The following is an 18,511-nucleotide window of genomic DNA, read 5'->3' on the forward strand; positions in this document are numbered from 1 at the left end:
TCGCGCCCCACTCAGTCAGCACCAGCAGGATCCTAGGGTCACCGTCGGGCCCACGGTAGACCCCGACCTGCCGCCGCGGCAGGGTCCGGCAGCCCATGACGAGCCTCCCGAACGACGCGCACCTCGTGGCATACGGCCGACGGATGATCAGCACGTGGACCACTCGATCAACGGCTCGCGCCGCATCTCGTGGTGTCCCGGTCGGCAGGTCGAGCCCCGTCCAGGTCAGGGATGTCCGTGGTGCCCGCCGCCAGGGGACGGCGCCGGGCGGAACGAGGCCCGCGGTCGGACCGGGCCCTACCGGGGCGCCGAGGCTGCCTGGTGGACGCCCGTGAGGCCGATGGCTCGGTTGACCAGGGCGTCCGAGACGCGGTCCGGCAGGTGGGCCAGCATCGGGAGCAGTCCGGCGCCGCGGCCGGCGGTGTACATGGTGCGTGGACGGGGCGTCGTGATCGCGCGGACCAGCACCTTCGCGACGGCGCCAGGATCCGCCAACGTCATGCCGGCGGCGGTCCGGCGGACGGACTCGATCCTCGGCGCGTACAGCTCCAGCACGCCCGGATCAGCCGTGCGATAGGAAGCGTCCGCGGCGTGGGCGGCGAGGTCGAAGATCGGGGTGTCGGTGGCGGCCGGCTCGACGATCACGACCCGCACGCCCCATGTGGCCAGCTCTCCCCGCAGCGCGACGCTGAGGGATTCGAGAGCTGCCTTGCTCGCCGAGATCGGCCCGTTGTACGGAACGGCCCGGCGCGCGGTCGGCGCGGTCACGTTCACGACCCGGCCTCGGGCGGCCCGCAGCAGCGGCAGGAACGCCCGGATCACTGCGGCCGGGCCGAGCACGTTGACGCGGAGCTCGCGCTCCAGCTCGGACTCCGGCACGAGCTCCAGCGGCCCCTCGACGATGATCCCCGCGTTGTTCACGACGGCGTCCAGCCTGGTCCCGCCGAGCCGGCCCGCGACGTCGTGCGCCGCCCGCCGGACCGAGTCCTCGTCGGTGACGTCGACCACCACCGGCTCCACGCCGGCCAGCCCGTCGAGGGCCTTGGCCCGGTCCATGGCGCGCACCCCCGCGAACACGCGGTGACCACGCTCCGCCAGGGCCCGGACGGTCGGCTCGCCGATCCCGCCCGTCGCGCCGGTGATGAAGACGTTGCTCATGCTCGTTCCTCTCGTCGGTGGTCGTGCACCCCAGGGCACGCGACGAGCGGTCGTCGCCGTCGTGCGGCCCCGGCACGTCGATCGTCGCGGCGCGCGGCACGGACCTCCAGACACGACATGTACTGGTATCGAGAGCACCCGGATGACCGCACCGGGTCGGTGCACCGGATCTGGGACGATGGACGGCGTGGCGGCGTCCGATCAGCAGCGCGAGCTCGGCCAGTTCTTGAGGAGCCGGCGCGAGCGCCGTCGTCCGCGCGACGTCGGGCTGCCCGAGGCCGGCCGACGTCGCACCCCGGGCCTGCGGCGCGAGGAGGTGGCCCTGCTGGCCGGGTTGAGCGTGACCTGGTACACGTGGCTCGAGCAAGGCAGGAACGTCCACGGCTCACGGCAGGTGCTCGGCAGCCTCGTGGACGTCCTGGGGCTCGACGACGCCGAGGCGGCGCACCTGTTCCGGCTCGCAGGAGAGCTCCCGGAGCGCTCAGCCGCGCCCTCGGCGGACGCGGCCGACGCCGATGCCGGGGGCTACCGGGCCCTCCTGGACGGCCTCGATCCCAGTCCCGCGCTCCTGGTGGACCACAGGTTCGACGTCGCGGCCTGGAACCGGGGCGCCGAGGTCCTGTACCCCGGTCTGCGCGAGGTCGACCCGTCCCGGCGGAACGTACTGTGGCTGACGTTCACGGACGAGCGGGTGCGCGCGATGGCCGAGGACTGGTCCGCCGAGGCTGCGCAGAGCGTGGCGTTCTTCCGCGCCCGGGTAGGCCAGGCGGTGACGGACCCCGACCTCGCACGCCTGGTCGCTGACCTGGAGAACGAGAGCGAGGAGTTCCGGGAGCTCTGGCGCGCGAAGGGGATCTCGGCGCTGGGCAGCCACACCAGGACGGTTCGCCACCCCGAGCTGGGGCGCATCGAGCTGCGGCTGACCAAGATGCGCACGCTCGACGACGAGCTGACCCTCGTCGCCTACCTCCCGGCCCAGGGCTCGGACGTGGCCGACCGGATCGCCGCCCTCGTCGACGACGCCTGACCCGCCGCCTCGACGCCGCCCGGGCCGAGGTTCCCGCGGCACTCCGGGAGCTCGGCAGGATCACGAAACGATCACACCACTCCCGGTCGCTTGGACACGCGACCGACAGCGAGCTACATTCGAATACACAAAACAGACTGACTACTCAGTCGGTATCGGGCGGTACTGCGACCGGCAGCACCCGCCCGGCCGAGCGAGAAGGCCACGACGACGTGGTCGCTCTCACCCGCCCTCCCCGCGGCGGGGTGTCAAGACAACCGCCCGCCGTGTGGTCCCCGACCACCGGTGACCGACCACCATCTCTAGGCCGACAGACCACGACGGAGTGGTCACTCCCGCCTGCCGGTTGACACGGCAGGCCCGCCCCGCTCAAGGAGGAGCCCATGGCGACACCCGTCAGCCCCGTGCCCAGCGCGCAGGTGCAGAGATACCTCGACTCCCTCGCGCCCCAGGCGAACCACTGGGGCCGCGACGTCCCCGCGCTGCGGAAGCAGGCCCGGGACCACGTGCTCACCCACCGCGGCCGGCTGGAGCCCGTGGCCCGCGCCGAGACCGTCGACGCCGGCGGCGTCCCCTCCCGGCTCTACCGGCCGCGGGGCGACGAGGACGACGTCCTGGTCTGGATGCACGGCGGCGGCTGGATGCTCGGCGACCTGGACTGCTGCGAGGGCGTCGCGCGAGCGATCGCCAACCGTGCCGGGTGCGCCGTGCTCACGATCGACTACCGGCTCGCCCCCGAGCACCCGTTCCCCGCCGCGCTCGACGACACCTGGACCGCCGTCGGCTGGGCGCGACGCAACTTCTCCCAGGTCGCGGTCGGGGGCGACAGCGCCGGCGGGAACCTCGCGGCGGCGGCCGCGCTCCGGGCGCGGGACTCCCGGGCCGTCCTGGCGCTCCAGCTGCTGGTGTACCCGGTCCTGGACAGCACCATGGACACCCCGGGCAAACGCCGCTTCGTGGAGTCCTACTCACGCTTCGCGGGGACGGCCGACTACGGCAGGACGGCGTTCGAGCGAATCGCCTACCTGTGGGACGCCTACGTCCCCGACCGGCCGCTGCGCCGGTCGCCGGTCGTCTCGCCGCTGCACGCCGAGACGCTGCGCGGCGTCTGCCCCGCCGTCGTCATCACGGCCGAGCACGACATCCTGCGCGGCGAGTCCGTCGAGTACACCGCGCGCCTGCGCGAGGACCTGGTCCCGGTCGAGGTGCACGACTACCCGGGCCAGATCCACGGGTTCATCGAGTATCCGGGCGTCATGACGGACGCCACCGACGCGCTGGAGAAGGCCGGCGCGGCACTTCGCCGGGCGTTCGCCCACCAGGAACCGGACCGCGCAGGTCTCGCGGTCAGCACACCGTCCGACATCCATGCGTGAGGAGCTGTCATGCGTACCACCACCACCCTGCCCCGGCGGGACCGTCGACCGGGCTTGAACATCGCTCTTCCCGTCGTCCTGACGGCCCTCCTCGCATCGTGCGGCGCCCCGGGCGCCCAGAGCCCGCTGTCCGACACACCGACGGACGTGAGCACAAGCATCGGCGACGATCCGGTCACCCTCGACGTGCTCGTGTCCACCCCTGACGTGCCGCTCTACGAGGCGCTCGGCGAGGCCTTCCAGGGCGAGCACACCAACGTCACCGTGGAGGTGACCGGCGAGGACTTCAACAGCCTGACGACGAACGTCCCCCGCCTCATCTCGGGCACGGAGGTGCCCGACCTGGTCCGGCTGGCCTCCTTCGGGAACCTGGTCGAGGACAAGCTGCTCACCAACCTGGACCCGTACGCCGAGGCGTACGGGTGGACCTCGTGGCCGCAGTCGCAGTTCGCCTCCACCCGCGTGGGCGACGACGGGCGACAGCGCGGCACCGGGCACCTGTACGGCGCCGGGCCCGGGTTCGGGCTGACGGGCGTCTACTACAACAAGGCGCTCGCGGAGCAGATCGGCATGTCCGAGCCGCCCGCCACGCTCGCCGAGCTCGAGGAGAGCCTGCAGAAGGCGAAGGACGCCGGCCTGCTGCCGATGATGGTCAACGGCAAGGACGGCGGGCTGGCGTACCCGCTGCAGAACCTCCAGATGAACGCCGCGGACGGCACCCAGGTGGTCCAGGACTGGAACTACAACAAGCCGGGCGCCGACATCGACACACCCGCGCTGGTGGACGCCGCCACGACGCTCCAGGGCTGGAGCGAGCAGGGGTACCTGCCGGAGGACGTCAACAGCATCGACCAGACCCAGGCCCCAGCCCGGTTCGCCGAGGGTGAGGGCGTCTTCTTCCCGAGCGGCAACTGGCAGGCACCCACCCTCCAGGAGGCAGCCGGGGACGAGATCGGCTTCTTCCTCTTCCCGCCCGACGAGGCCGGCGAGCCGTTCACCGCGATGACCGCCGCCGGCGTGCTGGCGATCCCCACCAGGTCGGACCAGCCCGACGTCGCGGCCGCGTTCCTGGACTTCATCCAGACGGACGACGGCGCCCGCCAGAGCACGCTCGACCTGCTCGGCCTGCCGCCCGCCGGGCCGGAGGACGCGTCCCTGCCGGACACCGAGCCCGGGTCGCTCGTCGCCGGCACCGTCGAGTCGTTCCAGCAGCTGCTGGAGAGCGACGGCCTCGTCGACTTCATGTCGAACTCGACCGCGTCGATGCACGCGAACACCCTGATCCCGCAGACCCAGCTCCTCGTGGCCGGGAAGACCTCACCGGCCGAGTTCTCCGCGGCGATCCAGAAGGACTACGAAGAGGCGGAGAAGTAGATGTCCGGGGGTAAGACCATGACACGGGACGCGGGTACCAGACCACCAGGACACCTGGTACGACACCCGACGACGAGCACGCCGGACCCGGGGCCGCCACCGGGCCCACGTCCCGCTCGACGACGGCGTCCGGCACGGCGGTGGAGCGCCCTGCTCTGGGTGGCGCCGGCGATGATCATGTACGGCGTGTTCGTCCTGTACCCGCTGGGCCAGTCCGTGCAGTTCTCGTTCTACGAGTGGGACGGCATCGGGCCGGCGACACCGGCGGGCCTGGACAACTGGCGAGCGATCTTCGCCGAGCCCGAGCTGCTCGGGTCGGTGCTCCACGCGTTCGTCCTCATCTTCTTCTACACCGTCCTCCCGGTCGGGCTGGGTCTCGTCGCGGCCAGCCTCATCCGGGAGCTCCGGGCCGGGGCGTTCAACACCACGGCGCGGGTGGTGCTGTTCGTCCCCCAGGTGCTGCCGCCGGTGGCGGCCGGCATCGCGTGGACGTGGATGTTCTCGACCGACGGGCTCGTCAACCAGGCGCTCAGGGCGGTCGGCCTGGGGTCCGTGACGCGCGCGTGGCTGGGCGACTTCACGTTCGCGCTGCCGGCCGTCGGCGTCATCGGCTTCTGGCTGTCGTTCGGGTTCTGCACGGTGCTCCTGCTGTCCGGCGTCGGCAAGATCGACCCGTCGCTCTACGAGGCCGCCCGGCTGGACGGGGCGGGCCGGGTCGCCGAGTTCTTCGCGGTCACGCTGCCCGGTCTCCGCGGAGAGATCGCCGTCTGCGCGACCATCGGCACGATCGCGGCCCTGGCGAGCTTCGACGTCGTCCAGATCGCGACCCAGGGCGGCCCCGGCTACCAGACCATGGTGCCGGGCGTGGAGATCTACCGGCTCACCTTCCTGGAGCAGCAGGTCGGCCAGGCCTCGGCCCTCGCCGTCTTCCTCGCGGCCCTCGTGCTGCTCGTCATCTGGCCCATCCAGCGACTCGGGAGGCACCAGTGAACACCGTCTCGTCGACCCGCCACGGCCTCGTCTCGCGGGTCGTCATCCTCGTGGCGCTCATGGCGTTCGCGGTGCTGCCCCTGCTCAGCATGCTCACGGCCGCGCTCGCACCGCAGAACGGCACGCCACCCGGGCTCGCCTGGCCCGAGGACCCGCAGTGGGGCAACTTCGCCGACGCCTGGACGGCGGCGAACTTCCTGGCGCTGTTCGAGTCGAGCGTCCTGATCGTGCTGGGTGTCGTACCGGCCGCCGTCGTCATGGCGACCGCGGCCGGGTACGGGCTCGCGCAGCTCGACGTACCCGGCGGCCGGCTCGTCAACGCGCTCCTGCTCGTCGGGCTGACCCTGCCGTTCGAGGCGCTCATCACGCCGCTCTACTACAACCTGCGTGACCTGGGCCTGCTCGGGACGCGGTGGGCCGTCATCCTGCCGCTCATCGGGCTGCTGATGCCCTTCGGGGTGTTCTGGATGCGGGCGAGCTTCCTCCGGGTGGAGACGGCGCTGACCGAGGCCGCCGAGCTCGACGGCGCCACGCCGTGGCAGATCTTCCGGCAGGTCCAGCTGCCGCTCGCGGTGCCCGCGCTGTCGGCGCTCACGATCCTGTTCTTCCTGGCGACCTGGAACCAGTACCTGCTGCCGCTCGTGCTCGTCGACGACCCGACCATGCGGACCGTCGCCGGCGGGCTGGGCGCGTTCCAGGGGGAGCACGGCACGAACATCGCATTGTTGTGCGCCGGGTCATTGCTGATAATTGCCCCCTCCCTGCTGGTGTTCCTCTTTTTCCAGCGCCACTTCGTGAAAGCCCTTCTTCAGGGCGCCGTGAAATAGGACGATAGGATCCGGGCATGGGACGGCAATACGATCTCCGGGCGGCAGCACCTGGTACCGGCGGCGTCAAGAAGACCGAATCAGCAAAGGGCCGGGCCCGGAAAGAGCTGATCGTCGACGCCGCCACCCGCCTCGTGGCGCGCAACGGGTCCCGGGGCACCAACCTCGCGGAGATCGCCGCCGAGGCCGGGGTCTCGCAGAGCGGCCTGCTCTATCACTACCCGACCAAGGAGGCGCTGCTCAACGCGGTGCTGGACCGGCGCGACGAGACCGAGGACGAGATCCTGTGGCACGACGCCGACGTCGGCCTGGGCCTCCTCGACGTCATCGCCCACAACGTCACCCGCTGGGCCGGCCACTCCCACGCCGTCGGCATGCACACGGTGCTGGTCGTCGAGAACCTCGGCGAGGACGGCGCCCTGCACCCCCGGCTGGGCGGCCGGTACCACGCGACCGTCGACCGGGTCGCCGCGGTCCTTTCGGCCGCACAGGACCGCGGCGAGATCCGTGCCGACGTCGACACCCGCCTCAAGGCCATCGAGATCATCGCCTTCATCAACGGCCTGGAGACCGCCTGGCTGCTCGACCCCGAGATCCCGGTGGCCGCGGCCGCGCAGGCGTGGGCAGCCCAGCAGCGGCTGGCGATGGCGGCGCCTCCGACCTAGTCCGCGTCCCTCCCCGGGAGCGCGAGGTCCCGGATCCCCCGCCCGGGAGCGGTGAGGACCTCGCGTGCCGCACGACCCAGGTTCCCCGTCAGCTCGCCGAGCGTCCGAGTGCTGAATGCCGGGCGATGCGCCCACAGGTCGCCGAAGACGTGCCCCTCGTGCGAGTGGCGGAGCTGGAAGCCCAGGCGCACGGCCCCGCTGAACGCCGACGCCATCCGCGGTCGGAGCGCGTCGGTCGGCAGCGGGCGGAGCCGCAGCCCGATGCTGCGGCCGTCCGCTGTCGCGATCGTGGCGGTCCGGTCCGGGGCGTGCGGCATGTAGTTGATCGAGAGGTCGAACAACGAGCCGTTCCCCTGGACGGCGCCGGGGAGCTCCTGGCGCAGCACCCCGACCGGGACACGGTGCGCGTGCGCCTGCCTCGTGGCCTCGTGGACCCGGCCGGCGAGCTCTCCGAACGTCGGGTTGCCCCGCAGGTCGACCCGCACGGGCACGTGGTCGCTGACGAGCCCGATGGTGTGCGTCAGCCCGGGGACGTCGCGGTTGGCGGTGACGCACCCGACCATCACGTCGTCGCCGAGACGGGACACGAGCGACGCCAGGACGAGGGCGCGCAGAGCACTGGCCGGCTTGGCGCCGTGCTGCGCGCCCAGCCGGAACAGCGACCCGGCCGCGTCCGCCGCCACCAGGGGAAGAGGGTGCGCCTGCAGCCACAGCGGATCGTCCGGTCCGGTGCGTCGCACGGGTAGGCGCGGCGGGTCGGCCGGGAACTGCTCGCCCCAGAACTCGGCGTCCGCCCCGAGCCCGAGGGCCCGCTCGTACGCGGCGTAGTCGCCCGCCTGGACCGGCGCCGCGGGCGGCGGCGGGCGCCCGGGGTCGAGCCGCGCGCGGAAGAGCTGGTGGAAGTCGCGGAACAGCACCGCGTTGGACCAGCCGTCGAAGACGGCGTGGTGCCAGACGGTCAGCAGGACGTGGTGCTCCGGGGCCAGCCGGACCACGACCGCCGACCAGAGGGGCGGCGTGAACAGGTCGACCGGCTGCTCGCAGCGCCGGACCGCGAGCTCCTCGAGCGCCTCGCGCCGCGCCGTCGGCGGCAGGTGCGACAGGTCCTCGAGCACCGGCTCGGGCCGGAACGGCGCGACGACCCGCTGGGCGATCCCGGCCTCGGTGCGGACGAAGGCCGCGCGCATGGTCTCGTGCCGCTCCACCAGTGCCGCCAGCACGCCGGACAGGTCGCCGAGGTCCACCGGTCCGGTGATCTCGATGGCGTGCGGGATGTTGTGGTTGGACTCGCGCCCGCCGACCGCCGCGACCCACTCCTGCTGGAGACGGGTGGCCGGCAGCACGACCGTCCCCGCGTCGGCCGCGAGCGCGCTCACCGGGCCGGCCCCGTCGCCGTGCCGAGCGCGGCGATGCGGTCGCCGGAGCGGTCGGCGAACCTGCGCAGCGCAGCCGTGAACCGCTCCGCGAACCGGGCCGTCTCCGCGTCGCCCAGCAGGTGGGCGTCCGCCACGAGGACGCCCGAGAGCCTCCCGGCCGGATCGGACCTGACCTGGAAGTCCAGCAGGGAGGCACCGTCCCACCAGGGGTGGTCGGTGGGTTCCTCGTGCACGAGGTCGAACGGCGAGAACGCGACCCCCGCGCCCGTGACGACGGCGTCGGACCGGTGCGGACCGGCGCTGTAGTTCAGCGACACGTCGAACAGGGGCCCACGACCGACGTCGGGCAGCGCGCCGCGGAGCACGGCAGTCGGGGCCGGGCGCGAGATCGCCCGGTCGTAGGCGTCGGCCGCGCGCCCCACGAGCGTCGCGCACGTCGGGTTACCGGACAGGTCCACCGTGACGGGCACGTGCCCGGCGAGGAACCCGACCGTGCCGCGCACGTCGCGCTGCTGGCGGTTCGACCGCATGACGCCGAACGTGATCCTCTCGTTCGTCGCGTGATCTCTCAGGGACGCCGCGAGGGCGGCCAGCAGGACGGCGGTCGCGCCGGCCCGCTCCCCGACCATGAGCGGGTGCAGCGCACCGAGCGTCGGGCCGTGGTCGAGCGGGAGCGGACGAGGCGTGGTGCGGGCGACGGGCCCGACGTCGGGCACCTCCCCGTGGAACGTGAGCCGGGGGCGGGCGTCGGCCAGCGCGGCCTGCCAGTGCCTTCGGGTCGCGGGGTCCTCGGCCAGCTCGGCCTCCCACGCCGCGTAGTCGGCGAGATGGAGCGCGGGTTCCGGGATCGTGGCGCTCGCGCCGTGCTCGTACAGGTGCGGGAGCTCGTCGCGGATCACGCCGGCGGACCAGCCGTCCATGATCGCGTGGTGCGCGATCACGGCCAGGACGTGGTCGTCGTCGGCGAGCGTCACCAGGAGCGCCCGGGCAAGGGGACCGCCCTCCAGCACGAACGGCCGCCGCAGCTCCGCCTGCAGGACGGCGGCACAGGCCGACTCCCGGCGGTCCTCGTCGACCTCGGCGAGGCTGACCTCGCGCAGGTCCGAGGCGGCATGGTCGCCGATGAGCTGGTGCGCGGTGCCGCCGGCGGCCCCGCCGGTGTCCCGGCGAGTCAGGGTCGTGCGCAGGGCCTCGTGCCGGGCGGTGAGGGCGTCCAGCGCCGCGCGGACGCGACCGGGGTCGGCGTGGCCGCACATCCGCACGGCCGCGCCGACGTTCACGCCGGAGGCCTGGCCGCCGGTCGCGTCGTAGAGGGAGCGCTGGTAGTGCGTCGCGGCGTACAGCACGCTCATCCGGCCACCCCCCGGGCAGCGCGGCCGAGGGGCCGCAGCCGGACCTGCTCCGCCGGCGGCGCCTCGTCCACCGCGGCGGCGTAGGCGCGCAGGGTCGGGTTGGTGTGCAGCACCCGCTCGGGCACGTCCCGCCCGAGCTCGTCGCCGACGAGCAGCGCGACCTCGGCCGCCTCCAGCGACGATCCGCCGAGCGAGTGCCACTCGGCGTCCGGGCCGATCGTGGCGGGACCCACGTCCAGGGCCCGCGCCCAGATGCCCGCCACCGCGCGTTCGGTGGCGGTCGCCGCCACGCCGTGCCCGGCGTCCCGCGCGATCAGCCCGGCGACGCTCTGGGCCAGCTCGCGCTTGACGACCTTGCCCAGCGCGTTGCGCGGGAAACGACCGACCTGGACGACCCGCTTCGGGGCGTCGGCCTCCCCCAGCCGCGCGGCGGCGAAGGAACGCACCTGGTCGGGGTCGAGGCCGGCCGAGCCGATGACGGTGGCCACGAGGTACTGCCCGAGCGTCGGGTGCGGCAGCCCGAACGCCGCCGCCTCCTCCACGTCGGGGTGGTCCTCGAGGGCGCCCTCCGCGGCGAGCGTGGACACGTTCCGCCCGCCGACGTTCACCGTGTCGGCGCTGCGGTCCTCCAGGTAGAAGTACCCCTCCTCGTCCAGGCGGCCGACGTCGCCGGTGCTCACCCAGTGGTCCGCGTGGAAGACCTGGGCGCTCGCGTCGGCGTCGTTCCAGTAGCGACGCGGGCGCACGCCGTCCATCCGCAGCTGCACCGACCCCGACACACCCGCGGCCACCGGCTCGCCGGACCCGTCGACGATGCGTACCTCGCTCCGGCCGTGCGCCTTCCCGAGCGAGAACGGTCGGAGCGGGTCGAAGCGCATCCGCAGGCGCGCGGGCCAGCTCTCGGTCGAGGTGTACATGTTCACGATGCTCGCGGCGGGGAACAGCTCGGCGAGCCGGGCCAGCGTCGCGGCCGAGATCGGCGCGCTCGTGGTGCGCACCTGCCGCACTCCGCCGAGGCCGGACCGCGCCCCGGCCCGCAGGAGCGCGAGCGCGTAGGCGGGGACCAGCACGACGTCGTCCGGCCGGAGCTCCTGGACGGCACCGAGGAAGCGCTCGGCGTCGAACTTCTCGAGCACGATCATGCTGTGCGGCGCCGCGCTCAGCGTCTGCATCATGAGGCTCTGGCCCGCGTTCGTCGCGGGCGGCAGGGCGTGCAGGACCCGACGCACCGGCTCCTCCCCCGCCTCCCCCGAGGGCGTGCCGTCACCACGCGGCCGGACCGCGTGCGTGAGGTTGTCGTGCGTGGAGACGACGCCCTTGGGCCGGCCGGTCGTCCCGGAGGTGAAGAGGATCTCGGCGTCGTCCGACCCGCTCACCGCCACCCCGGTCGAGCCGGTCGGTCGGCCCGCCTCGAGCTGGTGCACCGTCTGCGACCAGCCCGGGCACCCGGCCACGGGCACGTCGCCGATGACACCGACCGCCCCGGCCTCCGCGCAGACGCGGGCGATCTGCTCGTCGCTGCTGGACGCCAGCACCGGCACGGCGATCGCTCCGGCGGCCTGCACCCCGACGTACGCGATCGCGAAAGCGATCCAGTCGCCGGACGCACGCACGAGCACCCGGTCACCCGGCTGGACACCGCCGGCCAGAAGGCCGTGACCGACCGCGCGCGAACGCTGGTTCCACGCCGCATAGCTGAGCCGGCCCGTGCCGACACGCTCGATCGCAGTCGCGTCAGGTCTCTCTTCCGCCCTGGCCGCGAGCATGCCAGTCACAGTGACAATGGGCTGATTATTCACGATGACCCCTCGGATTCTTTCGCGGTGAATGACTTTCATCATGCCGAGAAAAAATCGGGCAGTTCAAGCGGGTCGACCACTGTTCACAGGCCGGTCACGTCCAGGAAACGGATTCAATCGGTCCACATGCAGATTCAATCCCTCCGCATTGGAATATAACCCGACCGGGATTATTTTCACCCATTGACGCGCTTTTCAATCCTTCCACATTCAATTGCTCGTCGTGGTCGAGGCGTAGAACCGCACCGCGTCAGGCTGCTCGGGCGACCTCAGTTCCCCAGGTAACGCAGCACGGCGAGCACCCGGCGGTTGTCCGCCGCGTCGTACGGCAGGTCGAGCTTCTGGAAGATCGCCGCGACGTTCTTCTCCACGGCGCCCTGGGAGAGGAACAGCTGCTCCGCGATGCCGGCGTTCGACCGGCCCTGCGCGATGAGGCCGAGCACCTCGCGCTCCCTGCCGGACAGTCGCCCCCGGCCGACGTCCCGGTCGGAGGCGCCCATGAGCTGGGAGACCACCTCCGGATCGAGCACCGTCTCACCCCGGGCCACACGCACGAGCGCCTGGGCGAACTCCCCCACGTCGACCACGCGGTCCTTCAGGAGATACCCCACCGCGCGCGCGTCACCCTGCAGCAGGGTGCCGGCGTACTGCGTCTCCACGTACTGCGAGAAGAGCAGCACGGGCAGCCCGGGAAACTGCTCCCGCAACGCGACCACGGTACGCAGGCCCTCGTCGGTGAACGTGGGTGGCATGCGGATGTCCGCGACCACGACGTCAGGCAGCGACGACCCGCTCGCGAGGTGCAGGACCTCGCGCTCCAGGCTCTCGCCGTCCGGCACGGCCGTCACCTCGTGCCCCCGCCGCGTCAGCAGGGCGACGAGCCCGTCGCGCAGGATCCCGGAGTCCTCGGCGAGCACCACCCGCAGGCCACCCGACGGCGTGACGTCCGGCGCGGTCATGCGCGCCCACCCGTGCCCGCGCGGTACGCACCTGTCGTGCCGGCGCGCACCGCGGGGAGCGTCATCGTCACGACGGTCGGCCCGCCGACGGGGCTGGACAGGTCGAACGTGCCGTCGACCGAACCGACGCGCTCGGCGAGCCCCGCGAGGCCCGACCGCAGCCCCGACCCGTCGGGGGCGACGACGGTCGCGCCCCCGCCGCCGTCGTCCCGCACCTGGATCTGCAGGACACCGCTCGCGCCGCCGTCGACCGCCTCGACCCGCACGTCGACCCGCGAGGCGCGCGCGTGCTTGGCCGCGTTGGTGACCAGCTCGGCGATCGAGAAGTAGACGATCGACTCGATCGCCGGTGCCAGGCGGCCGCCCGCCTCGACCGCCGGGTCGATGTCCGCCGTGACCGGTAACGGCGCGCGTGCGGCGAGGGTCTCGACGGCGACCGCCAGGCCGCTGTCCAGGGCCGGCGGGTGGATGCCCCGGGCCAGCTCCCGGAGCTCGGCCAGGGCGTCCTTGGTCGACGCGTGCGCCACCTCGAGCAGCTCGCCCAGGGTGTCGGTGTCTCCGGCGACGAGCTGCTCGCGGGCCTCGCCGAGCTGCATGCCGACGGCGACCAGGCGCGCCTGCGTACCGTCGTGCAGGTCTCGCTCGATACGGCGCAGGCGGGCGTCGGCGTCCTGCACCGTGCCCGCGCGGGAACGCTCCAGCTCGGCGACCCGCAGGCTGGCGGCCGTCGGTCCGAGCAGCGCCCTGGTCAGGAGCTTCGGCAGGGCGACGACACCCGACAGCGCCGACGGCCACAGGACGAGCAGCACCACGCCGCCCAGGGCGACGAGGGCCAGGCCCACCGGGTTGTGCCACCGGCTGTCCATGGCCAGGTCAGGGGGCAGCGACCAGAACCAGGACCAGTAGGTCACGCCGCCGAGCCCGAGCACCAGCACCGCGGTGCTCGCGATGAACCCGGCGAGCGTGACCGGCAGGGCCGCGAGCATGAACAGCAGTGCTCGCCAGCCCACCGGGTCGCCCAGCGCTCCGCCAAGTCGTGGCCAGAAGCCCGTACGCGTCCGGCGGGGCAGGGGCGCCGCGACGTGCGTGTCGAGGAGGTCGCCTGCCAGGCGGCGGTAGGTGGCGCCCCACCATCGCCCGCCCACCACGAGCCCGCCTGCGACGAACAGCCCGACGACCGTCACCGCGGCCCCGACCGTGACCGCCACGGTGACCAGCACGTAGGCCAGCGCGACGGGCGCCAGCAGCAGCACGAGCCACAGGTAGCCGTACGAACGCCAGGTGACGGCGGACATCGGCGCGCCGAGCAGGTGCGACACGCCTCGCCACCGTCCGGACCGTCGCGGTCGCGGGTGGAGGGTCATGGTTTTCATCCTGCCAGCCTGCCGCGCGGACCCCATCCGGGACAGGGTGCGTTCCCCCGCGCGGGGTAAGGATTTCCTCCGTGCCGGACCGGGCTCACGCCGCCGGCGCGGGCGCCGGGAGCACGAGGGCCGAGTGGGCGGGCTGCGGCGTCGACGCCGGCATGGCGACCAGGTCACGGAGCCTGGCGTTGCGCTGTTCCAGTGCCTCGGCGGTGGTGGGGAAGAGCCGGGCACCACCCTTGTCGACCAGCGCCTGGTTCATCGTGACGAACTCGCGGGTGTCACGCTCGTAGGCGGCGAAGGCATCGACGTGGTCCCCGTGCGTGGCCAGCGACCGGGCGAGCATGTACGCGCCCACCAGGGCCAGGCTGGAGCCCTGTCCGGTCAGGAACGACGGCGCGTAGGCGGCGTCGCCGACGAACGCCACCCGGCCGCTCGACCAGCTCAGCATGCGGATCTGACCCGCCGTGTCGAAGAACAGGTCGTCCGCCTGGTGCATGGCCTCGACGATGCGCGTGACCTCCCAGCCCGCACCAGCGTAGGTGCGGGCGACCAGGTCCCGCTGGGCGTCCGGTTCCCGCAGGCCCTCTCGCACGACACCGAGCGGCTGTTCCGGCTGGTGGAAGTTCAGGAAGGCGTGCAGGTCGTCGTCCGCGTCCCCGGTGGCGTAGAGCGCGGCGGCCCGGCCCGGGGTGTTCCACATCAGCAGCTCGCGCGTCAGACCGAGGAAGTTGGGCATGGTGAACACCGCGAAGCCGTAGCCGAGGTACCGGTGGAACTGTTCTTCCGGCCCGAACAGGACCTTGCGGGTGCCCGAGTGCATCCCGTCGGCACCGACCACCACGTCGAACGTGCGCTGCCCGCCGCTGCGGAAGGTGACGTCGACTCCGCTCTCGTGCTGGTCGAGGGTGTCGACGGAGTCGTCGAACACGAACTCCACGTCGTCCCGGACCGTCTCGTACAGCGCGGCGGTCAGGTCCCCGCGCCCTACCTCGAGGTCCCGCCCCGCGACGCTCCCGGCAACCGCGGAGGGGTGGAGGGCGGCCACCTCACCGCCGTCGGCGTCGAGGAAGGTGAACCGTCCCGTGTCGATGTGCGCGACCTGCAGCGCCGGCAGGATGCCCATCCGCCGGACCACCTCGACGGCGGTCCCGCGGACGTCGATCGGGTATCCGCCACCACGAGGCGCGTGTGCCTTCTCGACCACGGTGACGGCGAAGCCGTAACGGTGCAGCCAGTACGCCAGCGTGGGGCCGGCGAGGCTGGCGCCGGTGATCAGGACTGTGCGCCGGGCTGCGTCGGACGGAGATGTCATGACTGGACTTCCTTCTTCAGGTGACGGACGACGAACAGGGACAGCACGGCCACGAGGGCGGCGACGAGGAAACCGGTGACGAAGGCCGACTCGGCCGGCACGCCGGACGCCGGGTCGTTGCCCGCGTCGAGCACCGAGCCGGCGACCTGGCCGCCCGCGACGGCGCCGATCAGGCGGATCACGACGAGGAGACTGGTGGCGATGCCGGTGTCCTTGGCGGCCACGGCGGTGGCCGTGGCGGCGAGCAGCGCGGTGGTGACCAGGCCGCCGACGAAGGCAGCCAGCGCGCGGGCGAGGACGAGCTGCCACACCGTGTCGTGCAGCGCCGCGACGGCGACGAGGATGCCGGCGGTGGCCACGGCGCCCGCGGTGGCCACGGCGCGCGCGCCGTAGCGCTGCACGGCCAGCCCGCCGACCGAGCCCGCCAGCACACCGGCGATGGAGGCGGGCATCATGAACAGCCCGATGTCGGTGGTGTCGAGCCCCAGGCCGTAGCCGTCGCCCGAGACCTCGAACAGCTTGGGGACAGAGGTCTGCAGCATCGCGGAGATGGCGGCGACGGCAGTGGTCAGCACGGCCGCGCTCCACATGGCGGGTGCCGTGAGCATGCGCAGCTCGACCATCGGCGAGACCGCTCGGCGTTCGACGGCCACCCAGGCCACGGCCAGCGCGGCGACGACGAGGACGATGCCGCCGACTGCCAGCGGCGGAAGGCCGCCGCCCGTCACGACCAGCAGCCCCAGCATGAGCGCGACCAGCGTGGCGCTCAGCAGGGCCACGCCCGCCCAGTCGATGGTGGTGCCCTGCTCGCTCGGCGGGTCGTTCGGCATGAGCCGGAGCACGACGGCCGTCGCCGCGACGATCACGATCGTCGGCGCCGCGAAGATCCAGTGCCAGGACAGGCCCTCCGCCAGCGGCCCGGCGACGAGCGTCCCGACGATGCCCCCGGCGGTGAACAGCGCGCTGACCACCCCCACGGCCACCTGCGTCTGCCCCTTCGGGAAGTTCTTGCGCACCAGGATGAACGAGAGGGGCAGTGCGCCCACCATGGCGCCCTGCAGCGTCTGACCGACCAGCAGCACCGGCAGGTTCGGTGCGAGGCTCGACACCACGCCGCCCGCCGAGACCAGGGCCATCAGCACGAGCAGCACCCGCTTCCCGCCGTAGCGGTCGCCGAGCTTGCCCGCGATGGGCGCGACGATGGCGCCGGTGATCAGCAGCGTGCTGGCGATCAGCGCGGCCGCCGCCGTGTCGACGCCCAGTTCGCGCTCCAGCAGCGGACGGGCCGGGTCCACCACGGTCTGCAGGGTGCCGAGCGCGAGGGCGAGGGTGCCCAGGGCGCCGATCGCCGGCCCGCCGATACGGGCCGGGACCTGGTTTCCGGCCGGGGCTGGTGGTTCGAGGACGACGAACGAGGTTGGTCTGATCTCCATGTCCTCGAACCTAGGTTCGGGGCCTCGGCCACTGACATGGTGGAAACCGCCGGAGGAGCGGGAGGTTTCCTCCGCACGGCGCAGACCGCGGGCCCCGCCGCGCAGAAACAGAGAGCCGCCCCCACCGTTCTGCGGTGGGAGCGGCTCGATGGGCCCCTATCGGGTCTCCACGTCGAGGAAGAGGCCGGTGATCTTGCCGCCGGTCGCCTCGATCACGGCGCCGAAGAACGCGGCGCCCTCCGGCGACGCCGTGGCCGCCGAGGCCTCGTCGTAGCCGTCGAAGTACAGGTCGAGCGTGCGGAAGGCCGGCGTCGGCGTGCCGTCCTCCTTGGGCCACACCCGGGCCGACTCCAGGCTCCGCAGCCCGGGGAGGGCGCGCGCCTTGTCCAGCAGGTCCGGCACGACCGCCTCGAAGGCGTCGGGAACGTCGGGGTTGTCGATGATGATCTCAACCTTGGTAGCCATGCTGCTTCCTTTCTCGTGGTGAGGCCGTGCCGCGCCAGGCGCTCCCGGACGGAGAAGGCGCTCACCGATGTAGACTTACTAGTCACTCTACCACCGGCGGCCATGACCGACGGGGTCGCTTTTCGGAGCGCCCACCCACGCCTCCGGCTATCGTCGGTCTGCCGGCGAGTGTCGTCCTGGTGGGGGGTCTTCATGGTCAAGGTCAGTACTACAGCAGCACCGGAGGCGGGGTCCCCTGCGTTCCCCAACCTCGACTTCTCCGCGTACACCGGTGCCAGCAGGCTCTCGTGGCAGCGGAACCAGCGGGTCTTCGAGGCGATGGCACGCCTGCAGATCGAACGCTCCAGGGTGGCGAGCCTGGTGGAGCGCAACCGGCCGGTCGCCGCACGCATCCTCGGCCGGGGCACGCGGGAGATCAACGAGAACATGGCTGAGGCCGCGGGAACCTGGCGGACGCTCGAGTCGATCCGCAGCTCCGGCACGGTCCAGCAGCTCGCGACGAGCCTCCCGAACAACGCGCACTTCGTGGAGCACGGCCTGCGGATGACCAGCGTGTGGAACCACTCCGGCCTCGACCCCGAGGCCCGCCTCATGCTGTCCGGCGAGGATCCCGCACTGTACCTCTTCGGGTTCGCGCCACTGCAGACGAAGATCATCGACGGGACCAGCGTCCTGTTGGACGGTCCCAGTCTCGGCGGCGACCCGACCGTCATCGAGGTGCGCGACGACGCCTGCCTGTCGGCGGCACGTTCCTACTGGGACGCCGTGCTGGCCACCACGTACCCGTGCGACGCGGAGACGGCGGCCCTCGTCGACCTGACACCACGGCAGCGCCGCATCGTCACCCTGATGCTCACCAGCTCGTCCGACGACCAGATCGCACGGAAGCTCGGCGTGAGCGTCCGGACCGTCCGGGCCGACATCGCCGCCGTCCTCGACCTTCTGGACGCGCCCACGAGGTTCGTCGCCGGTCTGCGGCTCCGCGAGCGCCTCGGTATGGCCGGCCCCCGGTAGACGCACGGCGGGCGCGT

General features: G+C 72.6%; 16 protein-coding genes. 7 read left to right on the forward strand and 9 right to left on the reverse strand.

The genetic code is table 11. The features are described from left to right. Positions 1-297: 297 nt before the first annotated feature. Complete coding sequence (locus tag ACH45N_RS16995; protein ID WP_397395911.1) at positions 298-1,158, reverse strand: SDR family NAD(P)-dependent oxidoreductase; 861 nt, start codon at positions 1,156-1,158, stop codon at positions 298-300. A 187-nt stretch (positions 1,159-1,345) separates the two neighbouring features. Between ACH45N_RS16995 and ACH45N_RS17000 the strand changes: the two genes are divergently transcribed. The 6 genes from ACH45N_RS17000 (at position 1,346) to ACH45N_RS17025 (ending at position 7,417) form a co-directional block, all read left to right on the forward strand. Beyond that, entirely contained in the window at positions 1,346-2,185 is an 840-nt protein-coding gene (locus ACH45N_RS17000; protein ID WP_397395913.1) for a helix-turn-helix transcriptional regulator, read from the forward strand. A 383-nt stretch (positions 2,186-2,568) separates the two neighbouring features. Beyond that, the gene (locus ACH45N_RS17005; protein WP_397395916.1) at positions 2,569-3,561 is read left to right on the forward strand and encodes an alpha/beta hydrolase; all 993 of its coding nucleotides are present in this window, start codon (positions 2,569-2,571) and stop codon (positions 3,559-3,561) included. 9 nt (positions 3,562-3,570) lie between these two features. Continuing rightward, entirely contained in the window at positions 3,571-4,935 is a 1,365-nt protein-coding gene (locus tag ACH45N_RS17010) for an ABC transporter substrate-binding protein (RefSeq protein WP_397395919.1), read from the forward strand. A gap of 171 nt (positions 4,936-5,106) precedes the next feature. Next, positions 5,107-5,925, forward strand: coding sequence for a carbohydrate ABC transporter permease (locus ACH45N_RS17015; protein WP_397395921.1), 819 nt, complete (start codon positions 5,107-5,109; stop codon positions 5,923-5,925). Then, positions 5,922-6,752, forward strand: a complete 831-nt coding sequence (locus ACH45N_RS17020; RefSeq protein WP_397395923.1) for a carbohydrate ABC transporter permease — start codon at positions 5,922-5,924, stop codon at positions 6,750-6,752. Before ACH45N_RS17015 ends, ACH45N_RS17020 begins: the two co-directional genes overlap by 4 nt. A gap of 17 nt (positions 6,753-6,769) precedes the next feature. Next, a complete protein-coding gene (locus tag ACH45N_RS17025; RefSeq protein ID WP_397395925.1) occupies positions 6,770-7,417 on the forward strand; it encodes a TetR/AcrR family transcriptional regulator in 648 nt (215 codons plus the stop codon). Here the strand turns inward: ACH45N_RS17025 and ACH45N_RS17030 are convergent. The 8 genes from ACH45N_RS17030 to ACH45N_RS17065 all read right to left on the reverse strand — a co-directional run bounded on the left by ACH45N_RS17030 (position 7,414) and on the right by ACH45N_RS17065 (position 17,480). After that, a complete protein-coding gene (locus ACH45N_RS17030; RefSeq protein WP_397395927.1) occupies positions 7,414-8,793 on the reverse strand; it encodes a condensation domain-containing protein in 1,380 nt (459 codons plus the stop codon). The genes ACH45N_RS17025 and ACH45N_RS17030 overlap by 4 nt on opposite strands. Then, positions 8,790-10,145, reverse strand: a complete 1,356-nt coding sequence (locus tag ACH45N_RS17035; protein ID WP_397395929.1) for a condensation domain-containing protein — start codon at positions 10,143-10,145, stop codon at positions 8,790-8,792. Before ACH45N_RS17035 ends, ACH45N_RS17030 begins: the two co-directional genes overlap by 4 nt. Next, entirely contained in the window at positions 10,142-11,911 is a 1,770-nt protein-coding gene (locus tag ACH45N_RS17040) for an AMP-binding protein (protein WP_397395931.1), read from the reverse strand. Before ACH45N_RS17040 ends, ACH45N_RS17035 begins: the two co-directional genes overlap by 4 nt. 302 nt (positions 11,912-12,213) lie before the next feature. After that, positions 12,214-12,903: a response regulator gene (locus ACH45N_RS17045; protein ID WP_397395933.1), complete on the reverse strand. Its 690-nt coding sequence runs from the start codon at positions 12,901-12,903 to the stop codon at positions 12,214-12,216. After that, a complete protein-coding gene (locus ACH45N_RS17050) occupies positions 12,900-14,222 on the reverse strand; it encodes a sensor histidine kinase (RefSeq protein ID WP_397395935.1) in 1,323 nt (440 codons plus the stop codon). The genes ACH45N_RS17045 and ACH45N_RS17050 overlap by 4 nt, the downstream gene beginning before the upstream one ends. A 139-nt stretch (positions 14,223-14,361) precedes the next feature. Beyond that, positions 14,362-15,582: an FAD-dependent monooxygenase gene (locus ACH45N_RS17055; RefSeq protein ID WP_397395937.1), complete on the reverse strand. Its 1,221-nt coding sequence runs from the start codon at positions 15,580-15,582 to the stop codon at positions 14,362-14,364. Further along, positions 15,579-17,015 carry an MFS transporter gene (locus ACH45N_RS17060; RefSeq protein ID WP_397395939.1) on the reverse strand — a complete coding sequence of 479 codons (1,437 nt, stop codon included), beginning with the start codon at positions 17,013-17,015 and terminating at the stop codon, positions 15,579-15,581. The genes ACH45N_RS17055 and ACH45N_RS17060 overlap by 4 nt, the downstream gene beginning before the upstream one ends. Before the next feature lie 156 nt (positions 17,016-17,171). After that, the gene (locus ACH45N_RS17065) at positions 17,172-17,480 is read right to left on the reverse strand and encodes an EthD family reductase (protein WP_397395941.1); all 309 of its coding nucleotides are present in this window, start codon (positions 17,478-17,480) and stop codon (positions 17,172-17,174) included. 168 nt (positions 17,481-17,648) lie between these two features. On the opposite strand from ACH45N_RS17065, the gene ACH45N_RS17070 reads away from it, so the two are divergent. Beyond that, on the forward strand, positions 17,649-18,494 hold the full coding sequence (locus ACH45N_RS17070) for a helix-turn-helix transcriptional regulator (protein ID WP_397395943.1): 846 nt from the start codon (positions 17,649-17,651) through the stop codon (positions 18,492-18,494). The last annotated feature ends 17 nt before the right edge of the window (positions 18,495-18,511 follow it).

The organism is Promicromonospora sp. NPDC019610 (assembly GCF_044389365.1).
In the GTDB taxonomy this organism is placed as follows: domain Bacteria; phylum Actinomycetota; class Actinomycetes; order Actinomycetales; family Cellulomonadaceae; genus Promicromonospora.

Excerpts from the sequence above, each read along its gene's own strand:
- ACH45N_RS16995 (WP_397395911.1), bottom strand. The coding sequence starts at position 1,158 with ATGAGCAACGTCTTCATCACCGGCGCGACGGGCGGGATCGGCGAGCCG.
- ACH45N_RS17005 (WP_397395916.1), top strand. The coding sequence starts at position 2,569 with ATGGCGACACCCGTCAGCCCCGTGCCCAGCGCGCAGGTGCAGAGATAC.
- ACH45N_RS17010 (WP_397395919.1), top strand. The coding sequence starts at position 3,571 with ATGCGTACCACCACCACCCTGCCCCGGCGGGACCGTCGACCGGGCTTG.
- ACH45N_RS17015 (WP_397395921.1), top strand. The coding sequence starts at position 5,107 with ATGATCATGTACGGCGTGTTCGTCCTGTACCCGCTGGGCCAGTCCGTG.
- ACH45N_RS17025 (WP_397395925.1), top strand. The coding sequence starts at position 6,770 with ATGGGACGGCAATACGATCTCCGGGCGGCAGCACCTGGTACCGGCGGC.
- ACH45N_RS17035 (WP_397395929.1), bottom strand. The coding sequence starts at position 10,145 with ATGAGCGTGCTGTACGCCGCGACGCACTACCAGCGCTCCCTCTACGAC.
- ACH45N_RS17040 (WP_397395931.1), bottom strand. The coding sequence starts at position 11,911 with ATGCTCGCGGCCAGGGCGGAAGAGAGACCTGACGCGACTGCGATCGAG.
- ACH45N_RS17045 (WP_397395933.1), bottom strand. The coding sequence starts at position 12,903 with ATGACCGCGCCGGACGTCACGCCGTCGGGTGGCCTGCGGGTGGTGCTC.
- ACH45N_RS17055 (WP_397395937.1), bottom strand. The coding sequence starts at position 15,582 with ATGACATCTCCGTCCGACGCAGCCCGGCGCACAGTCCTGATCACCGGC.
- ACH45N_RS17060 (WP_397395939.1), bottom strand. The coding sequence starts at position 17,015 with ATGGAGATCAGACCAACCTCGTTCGTCGTCCTCGAACCACCAGCCCCG.
- ACH45N_RS17065 (WP_397395941.1), bottom strand. The coding sequence starts at position 17,480 with ATGGCTACCAAGGTTGAGATCATCATCGACAACCCCGACGTTCCCGAC.